The organism is Streptomyces sp. NPDC087270 (assembly GCF_044744625.1).
GTDB lineage: Bacteria > Actinomycetota > Actinomycetes > Streptomycetales > Streptomycetaceae > Actinacidiphila.
Genome location: NZ_JBIUYR010000010.1, coordinates 298,864 through 324,758, shown reverse-complemented (window position 1 = coordinate 324,758; position 25,895 = coordinate 298,864). Strand labels below are relative to the sequence as shown.

Here is a 25,895-nt window from a genome sequence, read left to right as displayed (position 1 = left end):
TCGCCGTGGGCCGTGACGTCCTAAATCGTGCCTCACATGGAGGCGGTGAGAACGGTCACAGCCTCCTGCGGAGTGGCCCCGCCGCACGGAAGGGGGTGCCCGGGGGTTCAGGCTTCCGGTATGGGGAGGGGACGTTTCTCGATCGCGGCGGCCATGACCTCGGGAAAGAGGTCGGGAGTGCAGGCGAAGGCCGGGGCGCCCAGGGCGGCCAGCGCGGCGGCGTGCTCCCGGTCGTACGCCGGTGCGCCCTCGTCGGACAGCGCGAGCAGCGCCACGAACTGCACACCGGACGCCTTCATCGCCGCGACCCGCCGGAGCATCTCGTCACGGATACCGCCCTCGTAGAGGTCGCTGATCAGCACCACGACGGTCTCGGCCGGCCGGGTGATCAGCGACTGGCAGTACGCCAGCGCGCGGTTGATGTCGGTGCCGCCGCCGAGCTGGGTGCCGAAGAGGACGTCCACCGGGTCGTCGAGCGCGTCGGTGAGGTCGACCACAGCCGTGTCGAAGACCACGAGCTTGGTGTCGATGGACCGCATGGACGCGAGGACGGCGCCGAAGACGGAGGCGAAGACGACGGACGCGGCCATCGAGCCGGACTGGTCGATGCACAGCACGACGTCCTTCTTCACCGCCTGGTCCGCGCGGCCGTAGCCGACCAGCCGCTCGGGCACGACGGTGCCGTGCTCGGGCAGGTAGTGCCTGAGGTTGGCCCGGATGGTGCGGTCCCAGTCGATGTCGCGGTGGCGCGGCCGGTAGGTCTTCGCCGAACGGTCCAGCGCGCCGGTCAGCGTCGCCCGGGTCCTGGTCGCGAGCCGCTTCTCCAGGTCAGCCACCACCTTGCGCACCACCGCCCGGGCGGTCTCCTTGGTGGTCTCCGGCATCGCCCGGTTCAGCGACAGCAGGGTGCCCACCAGGTGGACGTCCGCCTCGACCGCCTCCAGCATCTCCGGCTCCAGCAGCAGCGCGGACAGGCCGAGCCGGTCGATCGCGTCGCGCTGCATCACCGAGACGACGGAACTGGGGAAGTAGGTCCGGATGTCACCCAGCCAGCGGGCCACCCGGGGCGCCGAACCGCCCAGGCCGGCCGACCGCTCCGCTCCCCCGCTCTCCCCCTGGCCGGACCGGCCGCCGCCGTAGAGCGCGCCGAGCGTACGGTCCATCGCCGCGTCCCGGCCGCTCAGCTCGCAACCGGTCCCCTCGGCCGCGCCGCCACCGAGAACGAGCCGCCAGCGCCGCAGCCGCTCGTCGGCATCGGCGGCGTGCGGAGGGCGGGAAGCGGTGTCGATGCCCGTGACGGGTGCGGTGTCGATGCCGGTGCCGGGTCCGGTGCTGGTGCCGGGTCCGGTCGGGTGTGGTGTGTGCGTCATGCGTGCGCTCCCCCTCGGTCGTCCGGCTCCGCCGGGTCCTGGTCGTCCTCCAGTTCGGCCGGGCCGGTGGTCCCGGCGCGGCCGAGCAGCAGCCGTACGGTCCTGGCCGCGGTGTTCGCGCGGGCCCGGTCCAGGTCGGGGCCGAAGCCGGGCAGCCCCGCCTCCCCGGTGCCGCCCGCCGCCGCCCGCGTTCGGTGAACGGCGGCCGGTCCGCGCCGCACCAACTCGCCGACCGAGCGCCGCACTCCGGGTTCGAACTCCGCGAACGTCCGCCGAAGCAGCGGGAGTACGTCCGTGAACGCGTCCTGCGGCACCCTGGCCAGCCAGCCGTCCACCAGGCCGAGCAGCCGTTCGTCGTGCAGGAGGAGCATCCCGCCGCCGGCGAGGAAGCCCTCGACCCAGCCGGCCGCCTCCGCGGGGCCGGTGCCCGGCGAGAGGGCGAGGCCCATCAGCCGGGCCGCCTCGGCCGCGTCCAGCCGGCCCTCGTCCAGCAGCAGCCGGGCGGCGGCGCCGCGCAGCAGCCCCGGCACGGCGCTGTCCCGCTCGGCGAGCGCCCGCAGCATCCCGGCCCACCGGTCCCGCAGGCCGCCGGTGGAAGGGGGCGCCGGTCCGGGTTCGGGGGCGGGCCCGGGCTCGGCCTTCTCCGCAGGCTCGGGTACACGCCCGGATTTAGGCTCGCGTCCGCGCTCTGTCACACGCTCGGGTCCGTGCTCGGATTCGGCTTCGGGCAGCAGGGCGATCGCACGGTGGACCTCGTCCATGTGGGCGCGCAGTGCGGCGGCGCCGTCCTGGTCGAGGTTGACGCAGGCCGGGGGGAAGCCGATCCGGACCCGCTCGGCGAGCCCGGCCGCGACCCGGGCGAGGGCCGCGGAGTCGGTGCCGCGGACGTCTCCGTACCGGACCGCGCGGACCAGTGCGGGCAGCGCCGCCGCGAGGTGGGCGACGTCCGCGTCCAGCGCGGCGCGGTCGGCGAGCACCCGCATCACCGTCGGCAAGGCGTCGGACAGCCCGGCCAGCAGGCACAGTTCGGCGGTCGAGGTGACGTCGGCGAGTGTCGCCCCGGCGACCGCCACCTCCTGGGCGCGGGTGCCGGCCGCGGCCCGTACCGTGGTGCCCCAGATCCCGGCCTCGGCGACACGGATCGCCAACTCCGGTTCCCAGCGCAGCTTCCAGGTCTCCCGGAAGGTGCCCTTGCCGCCGCGCCCGGTGCCCGGCTCGCCCCAGTCGATGCCCAGCAGCCGCAGCCGGTGCAGGAGCCGGCTGCGGTCGGCGTCGGTCTCCTTGCGCAGGTCGAGGTCGAGTTCGCGCTCCAGGGCCTCCGGCTTCAGCCGCAACCGGCGCTGCTCGCGGGCGAGATCGCGGGCGAGCGGCACCGCGGGGGCGTCCGGCGGGACCTCGCCGAGCACGTCGCCGACCACGAGGCGGTCCCGGATCAGCGCGAGCGGCACCTCCGAGCCGTCGCACATCACCGCCCGCACCGCGTCGACCGTCTCGCCGAGTCCGGCCAGCGGGCGGCCGCGCATCGCCGCGAGCGTGTCGGCCAGCCGCACCGACTCGATGACATGGGCCGAGGAGACCGGCAGGTCCTCCGCACGCAGCAGCCCGGCGACCTTCGTCATCCACCGGGTGACCGGGCGGTCCGGCGCGGTGAACAGGTGCTGGTACCAGCCCGGCGAGTCGATCCCCGCGCCGTATCCACCCGCCCGGGCGAGCCTGCGGTGGGTCCAGGGCACCCAGGTCGTCTCGACCTTGGCCTTCGGCAGGCCCTTGAGCAGCTGCCGGTCGGCGGTGGCCGGGACAGGCGCGGCGAGCGCCGGGACGTGCCAGGCGCCGCACACCACGGCGGTGCGCGGGTACGCCCGGCGGGCCTCCCGAAGCCGCAGCCGCATGTGCGCCTCGCGCAGCGGGTCGCGCGGGTCGCCGCCGTCGCCGTAGGTCGCCCGGATCGCGGCCATCGCCTCGGCCACGGCGGCGAACGGCGCGAGCGGGTCGGTGTCGTCCGCGCCGCCGCCCCGGTGCTCGACCGCGTCCTCCCACCAGCGCTCCGGGTCGTCGTACCCCGCGGTCTCGGCGAGCACGGCCAGCGGGTCGATCCGTACGGCCGCGGCGTCGGAGCCGTAATCGGAGCTGGAATCAGGGCCGGAATCGGGCGCGGCTTCGGAACCGGAACCGGAATCGGGTGCGGGATCGGCTTCGGGTGCGGGATCGGCGGGGGTGTCCTCGGCCGAGTCGGCCGCGCGCAGGGCCAGGGTGTGCGCGGCAGGGAGGTCGATGAACCGTACGGCGGCGCCCGCCTCGGCCGCCCACCGCATCGCCACCCATTCGGGGGAGAACTCGGCGAACGGCCAGAACGCGGCGCGTGCCGGATCGTCGGCCACATGGGCGAGCAGCGCGACCGGGGGCCGCATCGCCGGGGCCGCGGCCAGCGCGGTCAACGCGTCGGCCTCCGGCGGTCCCTCGATCAGCACGGCCTCCGGGCGGTACGCGTCCAGCGCGGCACGCACCGCCCGCGCCGAACCGGGTCCGTGGTGCCGCACCCCCAGCAGCAGCACGTCGTCCGCGCCGCGGGTGGCCCGGACGCGCCGGGCCGCGGGCAGTCGCGACGGGGACGGACCGGTGACCGCGCCGGCCACGACGTCGGGTGCGGGTGCGGCATCCGGCGCGGCGGACTCGACAGAGGCCGCGGCTGCGGCCATGACGGCGGCCGACCGCACCGCGACCGCCTCACCGCCGAGGGCGGTCATGCGGACACCTCGCGGCAGGCCCGGTAGAAGTCCTTCCAGCCGTCGCGCCCGCGGACCACCGTTTCGAGGTACTCCTGCCAGACCAGCCGGTCCGCGGCCGGGTCGCGGACGACCGCGCCGAGGATTCCGGCGGCGATGTCGCTCGCGCGCAGCACCCCGTCGCCGAAGTGCGCGGCGAGCGCGAGCCCACCGGTGACGACGGAGATCGCCTCGGCCGTGGAGAGCGTCCCGGAGGGCGACTTGACCTTGGTGCGGCCGTCCTCGGTGACGCCGCCGCGCAGTTCGCGGAAGACGGTGACCACGCGGCGGATCTCGTCGGCGCCGCGCGGGGCGGCGGGCAGGTCGAGGCCGCGGCCGAGCTGGTCCACCCGGCGGGAGACGATGTCCACCTCCTCCTCCGCGGTGGCGGGCAGCGGCAGCACCACGGTGTTGAATCTGCGGCGCAGGGCGCTCGACAGTTCGTTGACCCCGCGGTCGCGGTCGTTGGCGGTCGCGATCATGTTGAAGCCGCGCACGGCCTGGGTCTCGGTGCCCAACTCCGGTATCGGCAGGGTCTTCTCGGAGAGGATGGTGATGAGGGTGTCCTGCACGTCGGCCGGGATGCGGGTCAGCTCCTCGATCCGGGCGATCCGGCCCTCGGCCATCGCGCGCATCACCGGGCTGTGCACGAGGGCGTCGGGAGTGGGGCCGTGGGTGAGCAGCTGTGCGTAGTTCCACCCGTAGCGGATCGCCTCTTCCGGGGTGCCCGCGGTGCCCTGGACCAGGAGGGTGGAGTCGCCGCTGATCGCGGCGGCGAGGTGTTCGGAGACCCAGGTCTTCGCGGTGCCGGGCACGCCGAGCAGCAGCAGCGCGCGGTCGGTGGCGAGGGTGGTGACGGCGACCTCCACGATGCGGCGCGGGCCGACGTACTTCGGGGTGATCGCGGTGCCGTCCGGGAGGGTGCCGCCGAGCAGGTAGGTGGCGACCGCCCACGGGGACAGTTTCCAGCGGGCCGGGCGGGTGCGGTCGTCGGCGGCGGCAAGCGCGGCGAGTTCGCCCGCGAAGGTGTCCTCCGCGTGCGGCCGCAGGGCCTGCTCGAAGCCGGGCGCGGCACTGCCGTCAGGACCGGCCTGAGCGGTGCCGAAGCCGCCGCCGGGCGCGACCGGCTCGGGACCGGCGGTGGTGCTGCTGGTTTCGGACATGAGCGACACGGTTCTCCCCCACTCGCTTGCGCGGGACCCTTCGGCCCCGTGCTCGTTCGGTGTGGTCTCCACGATGCACCCGACCACTGACAATCGGTCACCCAGCGCTATTTCCGCAGGTCATGACGATTGTCAGTGGCGGGTTCTACGGTCTGTGACATGGAGACGGAAACGCGGTGGACGGTGGATCAGGTGCTCGCGCTCGCGCCTGACGCCGCATCACGGAAGGCCGGCGCGAAGCTCGCCACGCCCGCGCCGTGGTCCGGCACGGGGACGGCGGGCACGGCGGTGTGGGGGCTGTGCAAGGGCAGCGGCAGCAAGCCGTACCAGACGGCGGTGGACACCCGCGGGCCCGCGTACCGGTGCAGTTGCCCGAGCCGGAAGTTCCCGTGCAAGCACGCGCTGGCGCTGCTGTTGCTGTGGGCCGGCGGCGCGGACGGGCCGATGGCGACGGCCGGCGCGGCGGGCTCGGAGCCGGAGTGGGTGGAGCAGTGGGTGGCCGCGCGGCGTAAGAAGGAGGAGGCCGATGCCGCCGGCGCCGGTGCGCCGCGTGCGTCCGGGCCCGCGGACCCGGAGGCGGCCAGGCGGCGGGCCGACCGGCGGGCGGTCCGGGTCGAGGGCGGCGCCGCCGAGTTGGAGCAGCGGCTCGCCGATCTGCTGCGCGGCGGGCTGGCCGGGGCCGACCGCGCCGGGCACAGCTCGTTCGACGAGACGGCGGCCCGGATGGTGGACGCCCAGGCGCCTGGACTGGCCACGCGGGTGCGGGAGTTGGGCGCGATACCGGCGTCGGGCGGTGACTGGCCGTCCCGCATGCTGGAGGAGACCGCGCTGCTGCACCTGCTCGCCCGCGGGTTCCTCGGCCGTGAGGGCCTGCCGGGTCCGCTGGTGGACACCGTGCGGGCGCGGGTCGGATTCACCGTGGACAGCGCCGAGTTGCTCGCGGGGCCGACCGTGCGGGGGCACTGGCTGGTCCTCGCCCAGTACGACACCACCGAGGATCTGACGATCCGCCGGATCTGGCTGCGTGACAGCGCGGCCGGGCGGTTCGCCCTCGTACTGTCCTTCGGAGCCGCCGGCCGCGCGCCCCAACTCGCCCTGCCGGTCGGCGTCATGATCGAGGCCGACCTCGCCTACCACCCGTCGGCGGTCCCGCTCCGCGCCGCGCTCGGCCCGCACGGGACCACCACCACTCCCCCGGCGGCCGTCCCGCCCGGCACCCCGATCGGCCCGGCGCTCGACGCGTACGGCGCCGCCCTCGCCGACGACCCCTGGCTGGACGCCTGGCCGGTCCTGCTCAGCGATGTCGTCCCCATACCCGGGCCCGACCGCTGGCAACTCGCCGACGCGGCGGGCACCGACGCCATCCCGCTCAACGGCCCCGCGCCCTGGCGCCTGGCCGCCCTGTCCGGCGGACACCCGCTCACCCTCTTCGCCGAACTCACCCCCACCGGGGCGAAGCCGCTCACCGCGTGGTCCCCGTCCTCGCCCACGCCCACCCCCGTCCTGCCCTGACCGCCGCCGCGCGCCCGCCGCGCGACCGAGGAAGAGACCCGGCAGACCCGGCAGACCCGGGAGACCGAAGAGACCGCAGCACCGGCCCTGTTGAGACGCAAGCAGTGGAAGGAAGGGGAACCCGATGGGTGGGACGTGGGAGGACCTGGTGGGCAGCGCGCTGCTGGGCACGGAGCGGCGCCGGCCCACGGGGGTCGTGGGGGACGCGGAGGAAGCCGCCGTCGGGTTGCTGGACGCCGCCGCGGTGGGCGTGGTGCGGCGCCGGGCCGGACTGCGGCCGGGGGTCGCCGGGCAGCGGCCGAAGACGGTGGCGCCGGACCCGCGCCCGGAGCTGCCCGACGCGGCCCGGCGCCGGCTGGAGATGATGCTGACCGAGACCGGCCGCAGCCGGCAGGGCACAGCGCCCAACCTGCTGGAACTGCTGCCGCAGTGGCTGGCGACGGCCCGCGTCCGCGGCTTCGCCGCACCCCCCGCGCTGCTGCCCGCGCTCCTGGACATCGCCCGGGCCCGCACGGACCTGCGCGCGGACGCCCTGGCGTTCGCGGGCCCGCGGGCGCTGTGGATGGCGGAGCTGAACCCGGAGTGGAAGTTCGCGCTGCGGGCGGGCGGCGGCGCGGTGGGTGCGGCGTCAGCGGCCGGCGACGAGGCGGCACGGCAACGGCTCTGGGATGAGGGCCTGTTCGCCGAGCGGGTCGCCCTGCTGACCCGGCTGCGCCAGACCGACGCGGCGGGCGCGCTGGCCCTGCTCGTCTCCACCTGGCGCAGCGAACGCGCCGAGGACCGGCTGATGTTCATGGACGCGCTGCGTACCGGCCTGTCTCCGTCGGACGAACCGTTCCTGGAATCCTCGTTGGCGGACCGCAGCCGCAACGTACGTGCCACGGCGGCCGAGTTGCTCTCCGCGCTGCCCGCTTCCGCGCTGGCCGGGCGGATGGCGGCCCGCGCCCGTAGCTGCGTGTCGCTCGGCCCCGACGGCGTCACCGTCGAGGCGCCGTACGAGTGCGACGCGGCCATGGAGCGGGACGGGGTGGCCGCGAAGCCGCCCAACGGAAGGGGCGAACGCTCCTGGTGGCTGGGCCAGTTGGTGGACGCCGCCCCGCTGTCGACCTGGCCGGCGCGGTTCGGCGGGCGCACCCCGGAGCAGATCGTCGCCCTCCCGGTGCTGGACGACTGGCAGCCCGACCTGCACGCGGCCTGGTGCCGAGCGGCCGTACGCCAACGCGACGCCGCCTGGGCCCGTGCCCTGCTCGGCGCCCCGTCCGCGCGGGGCGGTCCGGTGGCGGCGATCGGCGACCCCGCGAAGCTGCTGGCGATCCTCCCGGTGGACGAACGGGCCGGCTGGGTCGCGGAGTTCGTCGCGGCCCACGGTCTGTCCGAGGCGTTCCAGATGCTCGGGGTGTGCGCGGTGCCGTGGAGCGGGCCGCTCGGCGGCGCGGTGGTCGACGCGCTCGACATCGCCCGGGACGGCGGGAGTTACCCGTGGAGCTTCAGCGGGGTGATGGGCCTCGCCGAACGCTGCCTCGACCCCGCCGCGGCCGAGCAGGTCGCCCTCCTCAGCGCCGCCGCCGAGGAGGCCCCCAACGGCTCCCCCGGCGCAACCGCCTACTGGTCGGAGGCGTTCCAGCGGCTGACCACCACGTTGCGCCTGCGCGCGCTGATGGCCGAGGAGTTGGGGGCGGCCTGACGTGCCCAGGGGTGCCAGAGCGAGGCGCCCCGGAGGGTCCTGTCAGGCGGCCTGCCCGATATTCGCCTTGACCCACGCCACGACCTCGCCCGTGGACGTGCCGGGGGTGAAGATCGCGGCGACGCCCAGCTCCGTGAGCGGGGGGATGTCGGCCTCGGGGATGATGCCGCCGCCGAAGACCTTGATGTCGGCGGCGTCGCGCTCGCGGAGCAGCTCGACCACCTTGGCGAAGAGCGTCATGTGGGCGCCGGAGAGGATGGAGAGCCCGATCGCGTCGGCGTCCTCCTGGATCGCGGTGTCCACCACCTGCTCGGGCGTCTGGTGCAGCCCGGTGTAGATGACCTCCATGCCGGCGTCGCGGAGCGCACGCGCGATCACCTTGGCTCCGCGGTCGTGGCCGTCGAGCCCCGGCTTGGCGACCACCACGCGGATCGGTCCGGACACTCCCATAACTGCCTCCATGATCATGGGATGCGGCACACCGGGTGCGGTGGCGCAGAGTGAGCGAGCTGTACCGCGTAAACGAACGTTAGCGCCCACGCGCCGCACCCGACAGTTTTACGTGGGGCGAGGAGGGGGAAATCACACAGTGGGACACATTCACCAAAGGGTCGGGGCTGCCCACGGCGGCCGGCGCGGGACACGCCGGGAGCCGCGGGGACGCCCGGCTCGTTCCTTCGAGAGCCGCAGCCAGGACGCCGCATCACCGCGTATCAAGCCGCAGGGCGCGGCGGTGCGGCATCCGCTCCGGCTCCCGCTGAGGGCACCCGGGGTCGACGACGACCCCGCGGCGCCGCGACGGGAGGTGGGCCATGGCAGCCCAGTCCTCGGAAAGCGAGCCGGAGCCGGGGCCGACACCGGAGGAGCCCCCCGGCGACAGCCACTGGAACCGCATCCCGGGTCACGCGCTGTGGACCAGTTCACTGTGGAGCGGGCACAGCGCCGAGCTGGCCAAGGTCGCCGCCATCGACCTCGCCCTCTTCGCCGGGCACCTGCTGCTGTATCCGACCGGAATACTGCCCGAGCGCATCCCCACGCCACCGCGCCCGCCGGACGACCAGGACGGCCCTGACGGCTCCGACAGCTCCGGCAGCTCCGGCAGCTCCGGGGCCACCCGCGCACGGCGCGCCCGCGGCGCCACACCGCTCCCCGCCGAGAGCCGCACCGAGCGCCGCGCCGAGGGCCCCTCCGAAGGCCCCTCCGAAGGCCGCGACCAGCCCCCGGTCCTGCTCCTGCACGGCTTCGTCGACAACCGCTCGGCCTTCACCCTGCTGCGCCGCTCGCTGCTGCGGCACGGCTGGACCCGCGTCCAGGCGCTGAACTACTCCCCGCTGACCGGCGACATCCGCACCGCCGCCGCGATGCTCGGCCCGCACATCGAGCGGGTCTGCGCCGAGTCCGGGCACGCGCAGGTGGACATCGTCGGGCACAGCCTGGGCGGCCTGGTCGCCCGCTACTACGTCCAGTGCCTGGGCGGTGACGCCCGGGTGCGCAACCTGGTCACCATGGGCACCCCGCACTCCGGCACCCGCGCGGTGCCCGCGCTCGCACCGCACCCGCTGGCCCGCCAGATGCGGCCGGGTTCGCCGGTGCTGGCGGAGCTGGCGGGCCCCGCCCCGGGCTGCCGGACCCGGTTCGTGGCCTTCTGGAGCGACCTCGACGAGTTCATGATCCCCGCCGAGTCGGCGCGCCTCGAACACCCGGACCTTTCCACCGCGAACATCAAGGTGCGCGGGATCGGTCACCTCGCCCTCCCCGTGCACGGCTCGGTGGCCGCCGAAATCAGGCAGGCACTGTCCGGTCCGGGGCCGCTGCCCGACGCGATCGACGCCGCATAACGGACACATAACGGTCGAATATCAACCGAACACCGGGCAAGGCGGGCGCCAGGTCCGGCCAGAAGATTGTCCGTAGCCGGTACGGAGGGCTACAGTCGCCGCTAATTCTCCTGCTGCCTAGGCGAAAGAGAAGCTGGCGGTGAACCAACGTCACCCGTCGGAGTACGCCTCCGACCACGACGCCCACGCGTACGACGCCTACTCCTCGGGTTCCTACCCGACCGTCGGCACCACCTACGCGGACGACACGACCGGCAGCTACAGCTACGCCCAGATCCCGCAGCAGGCCGCCGCCCCGTACGACCAGCAGTACGCCTACGGCTACGACCAGGGCGCGGCCCAGCAGCCGCAGCCCGGCTACGACCCGAACGGGTACGACACCGGCACGTACGCCGTCGGCGGTTACGACACGGGCAGTTACGACACCGGCGGTTTCTCCACGTACGACCCGTACGCCGCGACCAGCACCACGACCGGCACCGGTACGACGTACTACGACACCGGCACGTACGACACGACCGCCTGGCAGACCACCCAGCAGCCGGCCTACCCGCAGCAGCAGGAGTGGGAGTCCGGCGCCTACCCGGCCTACGGGTACGGCTACGGGTACGACAGCAGCGGCGACACCGGCGTCTACGAGCAGGTGTCCGCGCCGTTCGCGACCTCCGAGGCGTACGAAGCGCCCGCCGGCTACTCCGCCACCGCGTACGGGTCCGGCTACCAGCCGGCCGCGGAACCGGGCTCTGCCACGGCCACGATGGCGACCGTGTCGCCCGTCGCGCCCGAGTCGGCGCCCGACGACACCGCGCTGCTCGGCGAGGAGTTCGCACTCGGCACGCCCGACGACGACGAACCCGTACGGCACGACTTCACCGACGACGAGGTGCCCACCGCGCGCAGCCGCCGCCGAAAGCCGGCCAAGCGCTCGGCGCTGCTGACCGTCGGGGTGCCGTCGGTGGCCGTGATGGGCGTGGCGGCGGTCGGTGCGGCGGCGTTCGGCGGGGTCGGAGTCGCCCGGGACACCTCGAGGACGACGACCGACGAGGCCGCGGGCAAGGCTCCGACCACCCAGCTCGACCGGCAGCTGTCCGGAGTGAGCCGGGACGCCGACGACTTCGCCAGCCGCGCCAGCCGCTCCCAGGAGCGGGTCGACCTCAAGGACCGGCAGGCCGCGGCGAAGAAGGCCGCGGAGGCGGCGGCGGCCCGCAAGGAGGCGCTGCGGCCGAAGTTCGTGCTGCCGGTGAAGCAGAAGGGCCTGAGCGCGTACTTCGGGCAGTCCGGCGAGCACTGGATGGCGCTGCACACCGGGATCGACTTCCCGGTGCAGGTCGGCACCCCGGTGATGGCCGTGACCGACGGCACCGTGCGCACCCAGTGGAACAGTTCGTACGGCAACATGGCGATCGTCACCGCGCCCGACGGCACGGAGACCTGGTACTGCCACCTGAGCAGCACGAAGATCCGCTCCGGCACGGTCAAGGCCGGGACGGTCATCGCCTATTCGGGCAACACCGGCAACACCACCGGGCCGCACCTCCACCTTGAGGTCCGCCCGCACGGCGGCACCCCCATCGACCCCCTCCCCTGGCTTCTCTCCCACGGGCTGGACCCGAGGTAGTCCCGGTTCCACGGGTCGAGGGACCTTGCGCCGAGCGGGTGGCTTGCCACGCCGTTCTCCCCCCAGAGCTTGGCCTGGGTGGGGTGCCCCCGGCGGAGCCAGGGGGAGTGCCCCCGCGCGCCCCTGAGCAAGTGCGGCTCCTCCCGCGCCAGGCACGGAGGGAGCCCCCTTACCTCGCTAGAGCTTTTCCACCGGCGCGTAGCGCAGCAGCAACTGCTTGGGCCGCTCGTCCCCGAAGTCGATCGTCGCCTTCTCGTCACCGGGGCGCCCGGTGACCGCGACCACGGTGCCGAGCCCGAACTGGTCGTGGGTGACGCGATCTCCCACGCTCAGCGAGATCACCGGCCGGTCCCCGACGGAGCGCTTCGTGGCGAACCCGCCGGTGCCGGAGCGCCCGCGGGCGCCGATGGAGGACGCGACGGACGCGGCCGCCTTGGACCCGGCGCCACCGCCGGAGGACTGCCCGGTCCGCTTCCACTCTATGAGCGCCTCGGGGATCTCCTCCAGGAAGCGGGAGGGCGGGTTGTAGGAGGGCTGGCCCCAGGCGCTGCGCATCATCGACCGGGTGACGTAGAGCCGTTGGCGGGCGCGGGTGATGCCGACATAGGCCAGCCGGCGCTCCTCCTCCAACTCCTTGGCCTGGCCGAGGGCGCGCATGTGCGGGAAGACGCCGTCCTCCATGCCGGTGAGGAACACCACCGGGAACTCCAGGCCCTTCGCGGTGTGCAGCGTCATCAGGGTGATCACGCCGCCGGTGTCCTCCTCGCCCTCGGGCGAGTCGGGGATCTGGTCGGAGTCGGCGACCAGGGCGACGCGTTCCAGGAACTCGGCGAGCGATCCGGTCTCCTCGCCCTCCCGCTCCTGCTCGAACTCCAGCGCGACGGCGGCGAGTTCCTGGAGGTTCTCGACCCGGGTCTCGTCCTGCGGGTCGGTGGACGCCTGCAACTCGGCCAGGTAGCCGGTGCGTTCCAGCACCGCCTCCAGGACGACGGCCGGGCCCGCGCCGGACTCCACGACCGTGCGCAGCTCGTCCATGAGGGTGTTGAAGCGCTTGACCGCGTTGGCCGAGCGCGCCGCCATGCCGTACGCCTCGTCGACCCGCCGCAGGGCCTGCGGGAAGGAGATCCGCTCGCGCCGGCCGAGCGCGTCGATCATCGCCTCGGCGCGCTCGCCGATGCCGCGCTTGGGCACGTTGAGGATGCGGCGCAGCGGCACGGCGTCCTCGGGGTTGGCGAGGACGCGCAGGTAGGCGAGGACGTCGCGGACCTCGCGGCGCTCGTAGAAGCGGACGCCGCCGACGACCTTGTAGGGCAGGCCGACCCGGATGAAGATCTCTTCGAAGACACGGGACTGGGCGTTGGTGCGGTAGAAGACCGCGACGTCGCCGGGGCGGGCGTCGCCGGCGTCGGTGAGCCGGTCGATCTCCTCGGCGACGTACTGCGCCTCGTCGTGCTCCTGGTCGGCGACGTAGCCGGTGATGACGGGGCCCTCGCCGGACTCCGTCCACAGGTTCTTGGCGCGGCGGCCGGCGTTGCGCTCGATGACGGCGTTGGCGGCGTTGAGGATGTTCTGGGTGGAGCGGTAGTTCTGCTCCAGCAGGATGGTGCGGGCCTGCGGGTAGTCCTCCTCGAACTGGAGGATGTTGCGGATCGTCGCGCCGCGGAAGGCGTAGATCGACTGGTCGGCGTCGCCGACGACGCAGAGTTCGGCGGCCTCGTCGCCGGTGCCGACGAGCTCGCGGACCAGGGTGTACTGGGCGTGGTTGGTGTCCTGGTACTCGTCGACCAGGACGTGCCGGAAGCGCCGCCGGTAGTGCTCGGCGACGTCGGGGAACGCCTGGAGCAGGTTGACCGTGGTCATGATGATGTCGTCGAAGTCCAGCGCGTTGGCGTCGCGCAGCCGGGCCTGGTACATCGCGTACGCCTCGGCGAGCTTCCGCTCGAAGGGGTTCTCCGCCTTGGCGGCGAACGTCTCGTGGTCGACCAGCTCGTTCTTGAGGTTGGAGACCTGGGCGCTGAACGACTTCGGCGGGAACTGCTTGGGGTCGAGGTCCAGGTCGCGGCAGACCAGGGCCATCAGCCGGCGCGCGTCGGTGGCGTCGTAGATCGAGAACGACGAGGTGAAGCCGAGCGTCTTGGACTCGCGGCGCAGGATGCGCACGCAGGCGCTGTGGAAGGTGGACACCCACATGGCGTTGGCGCGCGGCCCGACCAGTTCCTCGACGCGCTCCTTCATCTCGCCCGCGGCCTTGTTGGTGAAGGTGATGGCGAGGATCGCGCCCGGGTGGACGCCGCGGGCGCCGAGCAGGTGGGCGATGCGGTGGGTGAGCACGCGGGTCTTGCCGGAGCCGGCGCCGGCGACGATGAGCAGCGGCCCGCCGTGGTGCTCGACGGCGGCGCGCTGCTGCTCGTTGAGCCCCACGAGGAGCTGCGCGGGGTCGAGCACGGGACGCGCCGCGCCGTTGCGGTAGTGCGCGTCGTGCGCGGGCGGACTGTCGTACCGCCCCTGGAACAGGTCGTGCGGGACGTCCTCGCCACCGGGGCCGTCCTCCGGCGGCGGGGGCTGCTCGCCGTCGGAAGGCCCGTGGGCCGCGTCCATACCGGCCAGGAAGTTGTCGTCAAAGAGGCTGCTCATCGCCTCCCGAGTCTAGGCGCCCGCACCGACAGTCCACCGCCGTCCGCCGAAGTCCACGCGCTCGGCGCCCGGGCTACCCGGAAAGCGGCCTCCCGGGTAGCCCGATTACCACGCTGCGTGACGGCCGCGCCGCTTCGGCAAAAGATTACGAAAAGGTATCGGGCCTATCGGACATCGCCCTTCCCAGGCGCGCCGGGCGTTGGCTAGCGTGCCGCACCAGCCGGAACCGGCAGCGTCCGAGAGGAGTCCGCGCGCCATGGCGACGCACCGTAAGGCTCGTACCGCGCTACTCAGCACCCCCGGTCCGCGTGCCGCCGTGGGGCTCACCACGGCGGCACTGGCCACTGTGACGCTGCTCAGCGAGAGCGCGAGCGCCACCCCCGCTCCCACCAAGCCCAAGCAGCCGTCGATCAGCACGGTCAAGAAGCAGGTCGACTCCCTCAACCAGCAGGCCGAGGCCGCCACCCAGAAGTACGACCAGGCGCAGGAGCAGACCGACCAGCAGAACACCAAGGTCAACAAGCTGCTCGCGCAGGTCGCCCAGAAGACGCAGAAGCTCAACGACTCGCGGCGCGTGCTGGGCGAGTTCGCGGCGGCGCAGTACCGCAGCGGCGGCGACCTGACCACCACCCGCTACCTGCTGTCGGAGAACCCGCAGGACCTCGCGAACGAGATCCACCTCGCCAACGTGATGGGCAAGCGGCAGCAGGCGGCGGTCGAGGACTACCAGACCCAGCAGGTCGCGGTCACCCAGCAGCGGATCGAGGCGGCCAAGAGCCTGGCCTCGCTGACCGCGCAGCAGGGGCAGCTCAAGTCCGCCAAGCAGGACGTGCAGACGAAGCTGGGCGCGGCGCAGAAGCTCCTCAACAGCCTCAACGCGCAGGAGAAGAAGCGGCTGGCGGAGCTTCAGGCCAAGCAGGAGGCCGAGGCGAAGGAGAAGGCGAAGAAGCTCGCCGCGCAGGAGAAGCAGAAGGCGGAGGCCGCCGCGAAGGCCGCCGCCGCCAAGGGCACCGACGCGCCCGTCGCGCCGGTCAACTCCTCGGCCGCCGACCAGGCCATCGCCTTCGCCCGGAAGCAGATCGGCAAGCCGTACGTGTGGGGCGCGACCGGCCCGGACTCGTACGACTGCTCGGGGCTGACCCAGGCCGCCTACAAGGCCGCCGGGATCGACCTGCCGCGCACCACCTACGACCAGGTGGACGTGGGCACCCGGGTGTCGGAGGCCGACCTTCAGCCGGGCGACCTGATCTTCTTCTACAGCGACGTCAGCCACGTCGGCCTCTACATCGGCAACGGGGAGATGATCCACGCCCCGCACACCGGCACCGTGGTGAAGATCGCCCCGATCACCGAGATGCCCTTCTACGGGGCCGTCCGTCCGTAATGGAGCATCCCGACCGGGTCGCCACCGGATGACCCGGATGACCGATAAGGCGCCGGGGCGAAGTATCCGGCAAAACCCAAGGTCACAAAGCGATTTCGGTCACATTGCAATCCAAACTTCCCAAGACCCGGCGAAGTTGACTACGGTAGCCCGCTAGGTGGTCCGCCTCCCGTCGGCGAAGGTCCGGCAGCGAACCATCTCCGCCTAATCCGGCCGGAGGCCGGAACCGGGGACCCACAGGCACTTTGGGGTGAATCGGGGTGGACGCGACGAGCGTTCGACCCGTAGGGCGACCTTCCCCGCCCGAACCCGTCAGCTAACCCGGTCGGCGGTACCCGGAAGGAGTCGTCTCCTTGGCGTCGCATCGCAAGCCGCGTACCCCGATACTCGCGTCGACCGGCACACGGGCCGCCGTCGGTATCACCACCGCGGCCCTGGCCTCGGTCACCTTGATGAGCGAGACCGCGAACGCGGCGCCCGCGAAGCCCTCCATCGCCGAGGTCAAGAAGCAGGTCGACTCGCTGAACGAGCAGGCCGAGGTCGCCACGCAGAAGTACGACCAGGCCCAGGAGGACACGGCGGCGCAGCGCACCAAGACCAACCAGCTGCTCGCCCAGGTCGCCGACAAGACCCAGCAGATGAACGAGTCCCGGCGGGTGCTGGGGCAGTTCGCCGCCGAGCAGTACCGCACCGGCGGTTTCGGTGCCACCACGCAGCTGCTCTTCTCCGACGACCCGGAGAGCTTCCTCTCGCAGAACCACCTGCTGGACCGGATGACCGCCACTCAGGAGCAGGCGCTCAAGACGTTCAAGATCCAGCAGGAGCAGGCGTCGGTCCAGCGGGCCCAGGCCACCGCGAGCCTCAAGAAGCTGACCGGTTCGCAGAGCACGCTCGCCACGCAGAAGAAGAACCTGCAGACGAAGCTCGCCGCCGCGCAGAAACTGCTCAACAGCCTCAACGCGGAGCAGAAGAGGAAGCTCGCCGCGATGCAGCCCAAGACGTCGACCTCTTCGTCGTCCTCGTCTTCGTCCTCGTCGTCCGGCTCCAGCTCGACCTACAAGTACAACGGGCCCGCGTCCGGCCGCGCCGCCGCCGCGATCCAGTTCGCGCTCGCCCAGCGCGGCAAGCCGTACTACCGCGGCGCCACCGGCCCGGACTCGTACGACTGCTCGGGGCTGACCCAGGCCGCCTACCACGCCGCCGGGATCACCATCGGGCGCACCACCTGGGACCAGGTCAAGGACGGCACCGCGGTCTCCAAGGCCGATCTGCGCCCGGGCGACCTGGTGTTCTTCTACTCCGGCATCAGCCACGTCGGGATCTACATCGGCAACGGCAACATCGTGCACGCCCCGCACACGGGCGCGACGGTCGAGGTCGCCCCGATGGACTGGATGCCGTTCGCGGCGGCCCGCCGCATCGCGTAAGCGGGCGTGCGGCGGCTGAACGCAGGCCACGTCAGCACGTAATGAGTAAGGGCCGGTCTCCAGGAGACCGGCCCTTACTCATGGCCTTCGTGCCCCACCCCGCGGCTCAGGCCAGCACCAGCAGGTCCATCCAGCTCGTCGCCGGCGCCGCCGGATCGGCCGCCCGCAGCCGTGCCATGCCGCGCTCGAAGTCCTCGTCGCTCAGCGCCCGCAGCTTGGAGTCGGTGTCCCGGCGCAGCAGGCGGGCGTAGTGCCCGAGGCTCGGCGCGCTCTCCTGCGGTACGGCGACCAGTCGGCGCCGTACGAACCCGGCGGCCGCGAAGTCGGCGCAGACGCCGTCCACCGTCCGGTAGCCGTCGATCTCCGCCACCGTCTCGGGGAAGAAGCGGACCCGCAGGTCGCGGTCGGCCCGGCCGGGGAAGAGGTTGCGGATCAGCACCGGCGCGCCGGGCTTCAGGGCGCGGCGCAACTCGCGGGCGGCGGCGGGCAGATCGGGGATGTGGTGCAGCACCGAGCCGAGCCAGGCCGCGTCCGCGCCGCCGTCCGGCACCGGCAGCGCGTCGGCCCGGCCGGCCAGGGCCTCGATGCCGGGGCGGCCGTCCGTCGCGGGGGCCCGCGGGATGAGCGCGCGCATCGCCTCGGCCGGTTCGACCGCCACGACGTGGACGCCGAACCAGTCGTGCAGCGCGGCCGCGAAACCGCCGGTGCCGGCGCCGACGTCGAGCACGGTCATCCCGGGGGTGAGCCCGGGGGTGCGCTCAGCCGTCGCCTCGACCGCCGCCTCGATCGCCGCCCGCCACGCGGACAGCCCGGCGCGCGGGACCTCGCGGGCCAGCCGGTACTGCTCGGCGGTGGCGCGGTCGTAGGAGATGCCGGTCATCGCGGTCAGGTCCAGAGCACGGCGATGAAGATGTTGACGACGGTCAGGCCGCCGACCGCGCCGAAGGAGGCCGCGTCGACCTTCTCCTCGTCGCGCTTGACGTAGACGAGCCCGAGGATCACCAGCAGCACGACCAGCTTGATGCCCAGCTTCACGTTGCTGAGGTGCCGGTCGTCGGCGTGTGCGAGGCCGACCAGCGCCACCCCGGTGACGAGCATCGTGCCGGCCCCGTAGAGCATGCCGGGCACGAACCGCGGCTCGGCGCTGCCCCGGCCCATCGCCTTGAGTTGGGTGAGGAAGCCGCCCAGCAGCGCCGCGATGCCGATGATGTGCAGCCCGACAAAGACATTGATGAGGGTGTCCATGGGCCGGACCCTACGGCGCGTATAGCAGCGCGCGGCGGGCGGGGTGCCGTATCGCGGGCTTCGGTCGGCGGGCGCCCGGATGCGGGCGGGTCACCCGTCGAACGGCGGTCGAATCCGGTCGGCCGCGGCGGAAAGCGGGCAGTCCCGGACACCTGCCCCGGACGGCCCCCGGGGCAGGTTTAGCGTCACTGGCAGGTGGCCGGTTCCCTTCGCCGTCGGTACGTCGGCGGCACGGCCGCCCTGCCGACGTCCGGCGGTGCCGCGTCCCCCCGTAACGCGGCGCCGCCGGGCCCGCCCTGCCGAAGGAGTGACGGCCGCATGGCCTCGCACAGTCGCCGGAGTCGCCACCGCCGCGGCCCGGTCCCCGCTGACCGCGCCACGGACCGCACCGCCGCCCGGCCACCGCTCGTCTCACGGGCGACCGCCCGCGCCGCGCTGTCGCTGGCGCTGGTGTCGGCCGCGTCCGTCAGCCTGCTCGGCGAGAGTGCGCAGGCCGAACCGGGCCCGGCCGCCGCCGGCGCCACGACGGCGTCCGGAGCGGACGGCCCGGCCGGTTCCGTCCCGGCGGTCAAGGCGCGGGTCGACGCGCTCTACCAGCAGGCGGAGGCGGCGACGCAGCAGTACGACGGCGCGCGGCAGAAGGCCGCCACCGCCCGCGCGGCGGTCACCGACCTCCAGGACGAGCTGGCCCGCAAGACCGCGCAGCTCAACACGACCCGGGACCGGCTGGGTTCGATCGCGACCGCGCAGTACCGCTCCGGCACGCTGGACCCCGCCCTGCAACTCGCGCTCAGCTCCTCGCCCGAGACCTACCTCGCCCAGGTCGGCGCGCTGGACCGGATGGGCGACCGGCAGGCCGCCACGCTCGCCCAACTGGCCGGGCAGCGAAGGGACATCGAGCAGACCCGCGCCGAGGCGGACGGCAAGCTCGCCACCCTCAAGGCCGCACAGGGCCAACTCGCCGACCGCAAGCGGACCGTGCAGACCGCGCTGCACCAGGCGCAGGTGCTGCTGGACTCCCTCACGCCGGCCCAGCGCGCCACCGTCGACGGCTCCGACGGCGGCGCGGACGCGAACCGCTCCGGCGCCCCCGGCTCCGGCACCGCCACCCGCGGCACCTCCCGGCCGCCGCTCGACGCCTCGCCCGCACCCTCCGCGCGCGCCGCCCAGGCCGTCGCGTTCGCCTACCGCGCCATCGGGCTGCCCTACGTCTGGGGCGCCACCGGGCCCGGCTCGTACGACTGCTCCGGCCTCACCCAGGCCGCGTGGAGGGCCGCGGGCGTCTCCCTGCCGCGCACCACCTACACCCAGATCAACGCCGGCACCCGCGTGGCCGAGTCCGAACTGCGCCCGGGCGACCTGGTCTTCTTCTACTCCGGCATCTCCCATGTCGGCCTCTACATCGGCCACGGCGAGATGATCCACGCCCCGCACCCGGGCGCCCCGATCCGGATCGCCCCCATCTCCGAGATGCCCTTCGCCGGCGCCACCCGCCCCGCGTGACCGGCTAACGGAGCCGGAACACCGCCACGTCGTAGCGCTCCGACACGGGGCGCGGCCGTACGAGCGGTTCGGCGTCCGCTCCGGCTCCGGCTGCGGCTCCGGCCTCGGCCTCGGCTTCGGCTTTCGCGTCAGCGGCCAACCGGGCCAGCCCCGTGGCGAATTCGGCCTCGGTGAGGTGGGTGAACTTCGACTGCGGGCGCGTCACCAGCCGTTGGTGGTACGCCCGCAGGCCGGCGGCGACCGGCTCGGCGTGCGAGCTGATCCGTACGACCTCGAACCCGTGCACCGCGAAGTCCGCGCGGACGTCCGCCTCCGCGGGGAAACGGACGCGGTCGATGTCGAGCAGCCGCGGCCAGTAGGTGTAGACGACGGCGTCCAGCCGCTCCCGGAAGGTGGTCCGGACGACCACCACCCCGCCGGGCCGCAGCACCCGCGCCAACTCCCGTGCGCAGGCGCGGCGGTCGGGCAGGTGGTGGATCACCCGCGAGAGCAGGGCGAGGTCGACCGAGCGCGGGCGGAGCGGCACCGCCTCGGCGCGGCCCGCCGCGAAGTGCAGGCGGTCCGGGCGGTGCGCGGCCGGGTGCAGCCGATGCGCTTCGGCGAGCATCGCGGGCGACGGCTCGACGCCCACCACGAGGCGCGCGTCCGTCCACCGGGCCAGCGCAGCCGCGAACATGCCGGTGCCGGCGCCCACTTCCAGCACGCGCGGCGCCGGGACGGGAGCGCAGTCCGCGATCAGTCCGGCCCAGGCGCGGAGCGAAGCGTCCGGCATGTCGTTTCCCGCGTGGTAGGAGCCGGCGAGCCGCCGGTCCTCGTACACCTGAACCATGTCAAGTACCTCTCTGTCGGGTGGGAGGCGAGGATCACCGGCGGCCGGACCCGCGCGCCGGGTCGGCTGTCAGTGCGGGGTCGGCAGTCAGCGCGGGCCGATCGTCAGCGCAGGGCGACCCGGCTGGGGCCGTTGAAGGGGGCCAGCGACAGCACGGTGGACGGCGTGCGCAGCCCGTCGTGGTCCGCGAAGAGCGCGCGGGCCTCAGCGAAGGGCACCTCGTCGCCGGTAACGCGGGCGGCGGTGTCGTAGAGGTCGCGGATCTCGTCGCCCATCTCGTCGTCCGACCCCGCGCCGGTCCCCCAGACGTCCCACAGCAGGGTCTCGACCTTGTTGAGGGCGGCCAGGTCGAGCCTGACGTTGCCGGCCACGAACCACGCGCCCACCATCGGCCCCTCCGGCAGGTGGAGCCCGAAGGACTTCGGGTCCGCCCCGTCGGCGCGGATGAGCTGCCACGCCTTGCCCGCGACCAGGAAGCGGTCCCTGGGCACGTCGGTCGGGTCGAACGGCATCGAGTACCGCTCGGGGTCGACGATCTGGGCATCGGCCAGCAGCCAGCCGCGCTGGTCGTCCCAGTACTCGGTGACGACGTGGTCGAAGTGGAACCCGTCGTCGCCGAAGTAGTCGGCGAACCCGGAGCGCAGCCGCGCGGGGATGCCGACGTGGCGCAGCAGGGAGACGTGCAGGAGGGTGAAGTCGCGGCAGATCCCCACGAACCGGTCGGCGAACTCCCGCCGCTCCACCAGCGGCGCGCCGTTGCGGTTCACCACCAGCCGCAGGATGTCGTCGACGTAGCGGGTCTCCGCGTCGTCGCGCATCCGGTCCTCGGCGATCGGCACCCCGAACTGGCCGCCCTCGACCCGGTGGACCATCACGTCCCGCACCACCCGGGCGAGTTCGCCGACGTCCCTGGGGAGGTCGGTGTACCAGCCGACCAGCTCGCCGGGGTCGGAGAAGCTGCTCTGCGAGGCGTAGAAGGCGGCTTCCTCTGGGGCGAGGCGGTCTGCGGTCATGGTGGAGCCCCCTGCCTGCGGCATTCGACTGTGACGTCGACCATCGGCCACGTTTTCGAAGGGTGGGTCGGCGCACCCCACCGTGCCAAAAACCGGGCCGCACTGTCCAGGGGTTGGGCCGAGGCCGGCCCGAGGCCGATCCGGGGGCGGCCCGAGGGCCCGCATCTGCCGGGCATCGGCCGGGCGCCCACCGGATGGCGGCCGGGCGCCCGGCCGGGCCGTGCTTGACCTTCCCCCTGGGACAGGGCCCATCGTGGTCGTACCGGCCGCCGACCAGGCCGGTTCCCCGGGCCGCCCGCCCGGCCACGCGTCGGAAGGACGACCGGGATGACCACTGCGTGCCTGATCCTCGACATCGGCGGGGTGCTGGAACTGACCCCGCGCACCGGCTGGGATGCCGCCTGGGAGCGGCGGCTGGGGCTGCCGGCCGGCGCGGTGGACCAGCGGCTGGAGGCGGTGTGGACGGCGGGCGGGTCCGGCGCCATGACCGAGCCGGAGACCCGGGCCGCGGTCAGCGCCGAGCTGGGCCTCGACCCGGCCCGGACCGACGCGTTCTTCGCCGACCTGTGGACGGAGTACCTGGGCACGCCGAACACCGAACTGATCGCGTACATAAGGGAGTTGAAGGGCAGCTGCACCCTGGGCATCCTCAGCAACAGCTTCGTCGGCGCCCGGGAGCGCGAGGAGGAGCGGTACGGCTTCGCGGCGCTGGTGGGCGGCGCGGACGCGGTGGTCTACTCGCACGAGATCCGGTGGTCCAAGCCCGATCCGCGCGCCTTCACGCTGACCTGCGAGCGGCTGGGGGCGCGCCCGGCGGACTGCCTGTTCGTGGACGACCTGGCGGCGAACGTCGAGGCGGCCCAGGCGCTCGGCATGTCGGCGGTGCTGCACACGGACAACGCGACGACGCGGGAGCGGATCGCCTCCCACGTCGCGGCCGCGGCCTGACCCGGGCATGGACCTGCTGACCATCGGCGCCTTCGCGAAGGCGGCCCGGCTCTCGCCGAAGGCGCTGCGGCTGTACGACGACCTCGGCCTGCTCCCCCCGGCCCGGGTGGACCCGGACACCGGCTACCGCTTCTACGCCCCCGAACAGCTCGAACGGGCCCGGCTGGTGGCGTGGCTGCGCCGGCTGGGCATGCCGCTGGCCCGCATCCAGCGGGTGTGCGCGTGCGCCACCGACGCGGCCGCCGCCCAGGAGATACGCGGGTACTGGGCGCAGGTGGAGGCGGAGACCGCCGCGCGGCGGGACCTCGCCGGCTTCCTGCTCGCCCACCTCGACCGCGCCCCGCACGCCGGAGCAACCGGCCGCCAAGCGCCCGACACCCAAGAGCCCGACACCCAAGAGCACGGCCCCCGAACACCTGGCCCTTCAGAAGGGAACGCACCCATGCCCGACACCACTCTGACGTTGCGCTACTCCGCCCGCTCCGACACCGGTCTGGTCCGGCCCGGCAACCAGGACGCGGTGTACGCGGGCGACCGCCTGCTCGCGGTCGCCGACGGCTTCGGGCCGGCCGGCGCCCCGGCCAGCGCGGCCGCGATCGAGGCGCTCGCCGACCTGGACACGGGCGCACCGCTCCCGCCGGGCAACCTGCTCAACGTCCTCCAGGACGCGGTGGAGGCAGCGGCCCGCGCGGTCGGGACCGCGGCACCCGCACCCGTACCGGCATCCGCACCGTCCGCACCACCCGCACCACCCGCACCCGGCACGGCCCCCGTCGGCACCACGCTCACCGCCATGCTGTGGACCGGAACCCACCTCGCCCTGGTGCACATCGGCGACAGCCGGGCGTACCTGCTGCGCGACGGCGAGCTGTTCCGGATCACCCACGACCACACCCTCGTGCAGTCCATGATCGACGACGGCCGGCTCACCGAGGCCGAGGCGGCCTCCCACCCGGACCGGTCCCTGCTGCTGCGGGCGCTGCTGTCCGACGGCCCGCCGCCCACCGCCGACCTGAAGCTGCACGCCCCGCGGCCCGGCGACCGCTACCTGCTGTGCTCCGACGGGCTGCCGGTGGTCGCCGAGCCGGCCGACATCCGCCGGGTGCTGATGGAGGAGGCCGAACCCGACGAGGCCACCCGCGCGTTGATCGCTCTCGCGAACGGCGCGGGCGGCCCCGACAACGTGAGCTGCGTGGTGGCGGACGTGGTCGCCCCCGCCACGCCGTAACTTCCGTCAGGACTCCCATCAGGACTCCGTCAGGAATCACCTCAGGGGCGCCCCGGACCGTCAACCGGCCGGGGCGCCCTGCTCACTTGAGGCTGACGTGGCTGCCCGCGGCCGAGACCGCCGGGGTGGTCGACGTGCCGGCGAAGGAGAACCGCCAGTAGCCGTCGGCCGTCGCCTTGTAGGTGGTCTTCAGGTTGCCGTGGCTGTCGGTCTTCACCGTCTTGAGCGTGGTGTAGGTGCTGCTGTTCTTCTTGCGGAACTGCAGCTTGACCGGCTGGCCGGTGTAGCCGGCGTACTTGTGGGTGTCCCAGTTGGCGCGGCTGAGCTTGCCGGTGACGGTCACGGTGCCGCCCTTCTTCACCGGCTTCGGCTTGGCGCTCGCGGTCAGCGTCGCGTAGCGCTGGATGGCCGGCGCGTGCTGGCCGGTGAGCGCGGCCTGCCCGATCTTGCTCGGGTCCGGGTTGTCGCCGTCCTGGCCGTTGAGCGCGACCGCCCAGGCCACCGAGTGCCAGCCCGTGCCCGCGTCCTTCAAGGTGAGGTCCTGGCCCGGGTAGATGTCCACGGTGCCCTTGCAGCTCTCCACCGTGACCACGGAGTTCGCGGAGCTGGTGGAGGAAGTGACGCTGCACTTCGGCGGGTTGTCACCGAACAGGTCGTTGCTCGGGGTGTTCGCCGAGCCGCGGTAGAGGTCGACGCCGGCGTAGAAGTCGGCCGCGCGGACGTCGACGTTCGTGGCGGTGAGGGTGAAGCTGAAGGGCACGTGCACCGTGTTCGTCGTGCCGACGACCACAGCCGGCTTGCCGTTGTCGACCTTGAGCTGGGAGAAGGTCACGGCGAGCGGGTACGGCTCGGCGGCGGTGGTCGCGGCCGAGGCAGCGGCCGAAGTCGCGGCCGAAGTGGCTTCCTTCACCGCCGGCTTGGCGGCGGACCCGGCCTCCGGCCCGGCGGCCGAGGTGCCCACCGCGAACCGGTGGGCGGACGCCCAGCCGCCGTGGGCCGGGAAAGCGCCGGAAGCGCCGGAAGCGCCGGTCGCCTGTGCGGCCGGGATCGCGACGGCAGTCAGGGCCAGTGCGCCCGAGACGACTGCGACGGCCGCGGTTGCGCGTATACGCATGGATTCTCCGCTTGAGCAGCGTCACGGCGGCCGGGAGGCCCGGCCGCCGTGACGAGAGGAATCAAGAGCCTTGTGGCTCACCCTGCTTGACGGGCCCGCGCCCGCACACGTTGCACGAGCTGTGAAGTTTCTGTGAGAACTTGTCCGGCATAAAAGACCAATCGCCGTTCCCAGCGCCGCCGAAGGTCACGGTTCGGGCATTCCGACCGTCGCCGCCCCGCACCGGCGTAGTGTCTACGCTCGCCCGATGAGCCGACCCGACGGGAGAACCACCGATGCAAGCCCTGAAGGCGAGTTGGGGCGACTGGATGGCAGCCTTCCAGCAGCGCTACGACCGGCTGCCGCGCACGGCGCCGGACGTCCGCTGTCCCAACTGCGGTGCCCGCGAGCTGAATCTGACCTTCTGCGGTCTGCCCGCCGACCGCGTCGGCTACGCGTCCTTCTGGTGCGACGGGTGCCTGACCGGCATCCACCTCAGCCGCTGCGCGGTGCCGGACGACGTCCCCATGGACTCCGTGCACACCCCGGTGGAAGAGCGCACCGCGCACACCCCCAACTACGTCCTGGTCTGGCCCACCGACGAGGACGAGTGAGCCGTCGCCGCCCGGCCCGGCCCGCTCTTC

At 73.4% G+C, this 25,895-nt stretch carries 20 protein-coding genes and 1 riboswitch; of the genes, 10 read left to right on the top strand and 10 right to left on the bottom strand.

Features of this window, described 5'->3' with window-relative positions; all coding sequences use genetic code 11:
- Positions 1 to 107 precede the first annotated feature (107 nt).
- Genes ACIPAE_RS22055 through ACIPAE_RS22045 form a run of 3 tightly spaced genes read right to left on the bottom strand, consistent with a single transcriptional unit; the run spans position 108 to position 5,295 of the window.
- On the bottom strand, positions 108 to 1,370 hold the full coding sequence (locus ACIPAE_RS22055; protein ID WP_402447335.1) for a VWA domain-containing protein: 1,263 nt from the start codon (positions 1,368 to 1,370) through the stop codon (positions 108 to 110).
- Entirely contained in the window at positions 1,367 to 4,114 is a 2,748-nt protein-coding gene (locus ACIPAE_RS22050; protein ID WP_402447333.1) for a DUF5682 family protein, read from the bottom strand. The genes ACIPAE_RS22055 and ACIPAE_RS22050 overlap by 4 nt, the downstream gene beginning before the upstream one ends.
- Positions 4,111 to 5,295 (bottom strand): AAA family ATPase, encoded by a 1,185-nt coding sequence (locus tag ACIPAE_RS22045; RefSeq protein ID WP_402447331.1) that lies wholly within the window; start codon positions 5,293 to 5,295, stop codon positions 4,111 to 4,113. Before ACIPAE_RS22045 ends, ACIPAE_RS22050 begins: the two co-directional genes overlap by 4 nt.
- 159 nt (positions 5,296 to 5,454) lie before the next feature.
- Here ACIPAE_RS22045 and ACIPAE_RS22040 point away from each other — a divergent pair, with 159 nt between their 5' ends.
- Positions 5,455 to 6,807 carry an SWIM zinc finger family protein gene (locus tag ACIPAE_RS22040; protein WP_402447329.1) on the top strand — a complete coding sequence of 451 codons (1,353 nt, stop codon included), beginning with the start codon at positions 5,455 to 5,457 and terminating at the stop codon, positions 6,805 to 6,807.
- 124 nt (positions 6,808 to 6,931) lie between these two features.
- On the top strand, positions 6,932 to 8,491 hold the full coding sequence (locus ACIPAE_RS22035; RefSeq protein ID WP_402447327.1) for a DUF5691 domain-containing protein: 1,560 nt from the start codon (positions 6,932 to 6,934) through the stop codon (positions 8,489 to 8,491).
- A gap of 42 nt (positions 8,492 to 8,533) precedes the next feature.
- On the opposite strand, the gene ACIPAE_RS22030 is transcribed toward ACIPAE_RS22035, so the two are convergent.
- On the bottom strand, positions 8,534 to 8,941 hold the full coding sequence (locus tag ACIPAE_RS22030) for a cobalamin B12-binding domain-containing protein (RefSeq protein ID WP_328468237.1): 408 nt from the start codon (positions 8,939 to 8,941) through the stop codon (positions 8,534 to 8,536).
- Positions 8,942 to 9,303: 362 nt separating this feature from the next.
- On the opposite strand from ACIPAE_RS22030, the gene ACIPAE_RS22025 reads away from it, so the two are divergent.
- Complete coding sequence (locus ACIPAE_RS22025) at positions 9,304 to 10,329, top strand: esterase/lipase family protein (protein WP_402447325.1); 1,026 nt, start codon at positions 9,304 to 9,306, stop codon at positions 10,327 to 10,329.
- A 139-nt stretch (positions 10,330 to 10,468) separates the two neighbouring features.
- A complete protein-coding gene (locus ACIPAE_RS22020) occupies positions 10,469 to 11,947 on the top strand; it encodes a M23 family metallopeptidase (RefSeq protein ID WP_402447323.1) in 1,479 nt (492 codons plus the stop codon).
- 177 nt (positions 11,948 to 12,124) lie between these two features.
- On the opposite strand, the gene pcrA is transcribed toward ACIPAE_RS22020, so the two are convergent.
- Complete coding sequence (gene pcrA / locus ACIPAE_RS22015; RefSeq protein WP_329365663.1) at positions 12,125 to 14,581, bottom strand: DNA helicase PcrA; 2,457 nt, start codon at positions 14,579 to 14,581, stop codon at positions 12,125 to 12,127.
- Positions 14,582 to 14,837: 256 nt separating this feature from the next.
- On the opposite strand from pcrA, the gene ACIPAE_RS22010 reads away from it, so the two are divergent.
- Together ACIPAE_RS22010 and ACIPAE_RS22005 are read left to right on the top strand one after the other, a co-directional pair.
- Entirely contained in the window at positions 14,838 to 15,965 is a 1,128-nt protein-coding gene (locus ACIPAE_RS22010; RefSeq protein WP_366411431.1) for an NlpC/P60 family protein, read from the top strand.
- Positions 15,966 to 16,156: 191 nt separating this feature from the next.
- Positions 16,157 to 16,312: riboswitch (cyclic di-AMP (ydaO/yuaA leader) on the top strand.
- A 6-nt stretch (positions 16,313 to 16,318) separates the two neighbouring features.
- Positions 16,319 to 17,392: an NlpC/P60 family protein gene (locus ACIPAE_RS22005; protein ID WP_329365667.1), complete on the top strand. Its 1,074-nt coding sequence runs from the start codon at positions 16,319 to 16,321 to the stop codon at positions 17,390 to 17,392.
- A 106-nt stretch (positions 17,393 to 17,498) separates the two neighbouring features.
- Here ACIPAE_RS22005 and ACIPAE_RS22000 read toward each other — a convergent pair whose 3' ends face one another.
- Both ACIPAE_RS22000 and ACIPAE_RS21995 read right to left on the bottom strand, forming a co-directional pair.
- On the bottom strand, positions 17,499 to 18,272 hold the full coding sequence (locus ACIPAE_RS22000; protein WP_402447320.1) for a class I SAM-dependent methyltransferase: 774 nt from the start codon (positions 18,270 to 18,272) through the stop codon (positions 17,499 to 17,501).
- Between the two features lie 5 nt (positions 18,273 to 18,277).
- Complete coding sequence (locus tag ACIPAE_RS21995; RefSeq protein ID WP_329365671.1) at positions 18,278 to 18,637, bottom strand: hypothetical protein; 360 nt, start codon at positions 18,635 to 18,637, stop codon at positions 18,278 to 18,280.
- A 318-nt stretch (positions 18,638 to 18,955) separates the two neighbouring features.
- Between ACIPAE_RS21995 and ACIPAE_RS21990 the strand changes: the two genes are divergently transcribed.
- Positions 18,956 to 20,140 (top strand): NlpC/P60 family protein, encoded by a 1,185-nt coding sequence (locus ACIPAE_RS21990; protein ID WP_402447318.1) that lies wholly within the window; start codon positions 18,956 to 18,958, stop codon positions 20,138 to 20,140.
- 4 nt (positions 20,141 to 20,144) lie between these two features.
- On the opposite strand, the gene ACIPAE_RS21985 is transcribed toward ACIPAE_RS21990, so the two are convergent.
- Entirely contained in the window at positions 20,145 to 20,969 is an 825-nt protein-coding gene (locus tag ACIPAE_RS21985) for a class I SAM-dependent methyltransferase (RefSeq protein WP_402447316.1), read from the bottom strand.
- 104 nt (positions 20,970 to 21,073) lie between these two features.
- Positions 21,074 to 21,982 (bottom strand): transglutaminase-like domain-containing protein, encoded by a 909-nt coding sequence (locus tag ACIPAE_RS21980; RefSeq protein WP_366411436.1) that lies wholly within the window; start codon positions 21,980 to 21,982, stop codon positions 21,074 to 21,076.
- A gap of 327 nt (positions 21,983 to 22,309) precedes the next feature.
- On the opposite strand from ACIPAE_RS21980, the gene ACIPAE_RS21975 reads away from it, so the two are divergent.
- Both ACIPAE_RS21975 and ACIPAE_RS21970 read left to right on the top strand, forming a co-directional pair.
- Positions 22,310 to 22,930, top strand: coding sequence for an HAD family hydrolase (locus ACIPAE_RS21975; protein ID WP_402447314.1), 621 nt, complete (start codon positions 22,310 to 22,312; stop codon positions 22,928 to 22,930).
- 7 nt (positions 22,931 to 22,937) lie between these two features.
- The gene (locus ACIPAE_RS21970) at positions 22,938 to 24,158 is read left to right on the top strand and encodes a MerR family transcriptional regulator (RefSeq protein ID WP_402447312.1); all 1,221 of its coding nucleotides are present in this window, start codon (positions 22,938 to 22,940) and stop codon (positions 24,156 to 24,158) included.
- An 82-nt stretch (positions 24,159 to 24,240) separates the two neighbouring features.
- Here the strand turns inward: ACIPAE_RS21970 and ACIPAE_RS21965 are convergent, their stop codons facing one another.
- Positions 24,241 to 25,272 carry a hypothetical protein gene (locus tag ACIPAE_RS21965; protein ID WP_402447310.1) on the bottom strand — a complete coding sequence of 344 codons (1,032 nt, stop codon included), beginning with the start codon at positions 25,270 to 25,272 and terminating at the stop codon, positions 24,241 to 24,243.
- Positions 25,273 to 25,547: 275 nt separating this feature from the next.
- Between ACIPAE_RS21965 and ACIPAE_RS21960 the strand changes: the two genes are divergently transcribed.
- On the top strand, positions 25,548 to 25,865 hold the full coding sequence (locus tag ACIPAE_RS21960; RefSeq protein ID WP_329365696.1) for a hypothetical protein: 318 nt from the start codon (positions 25,548 to 25,550) through the stop codon (positions 25,863 to 25,865).
- Positions 25,866 to 25,895 lie beyond the last annotated feature (30 nt).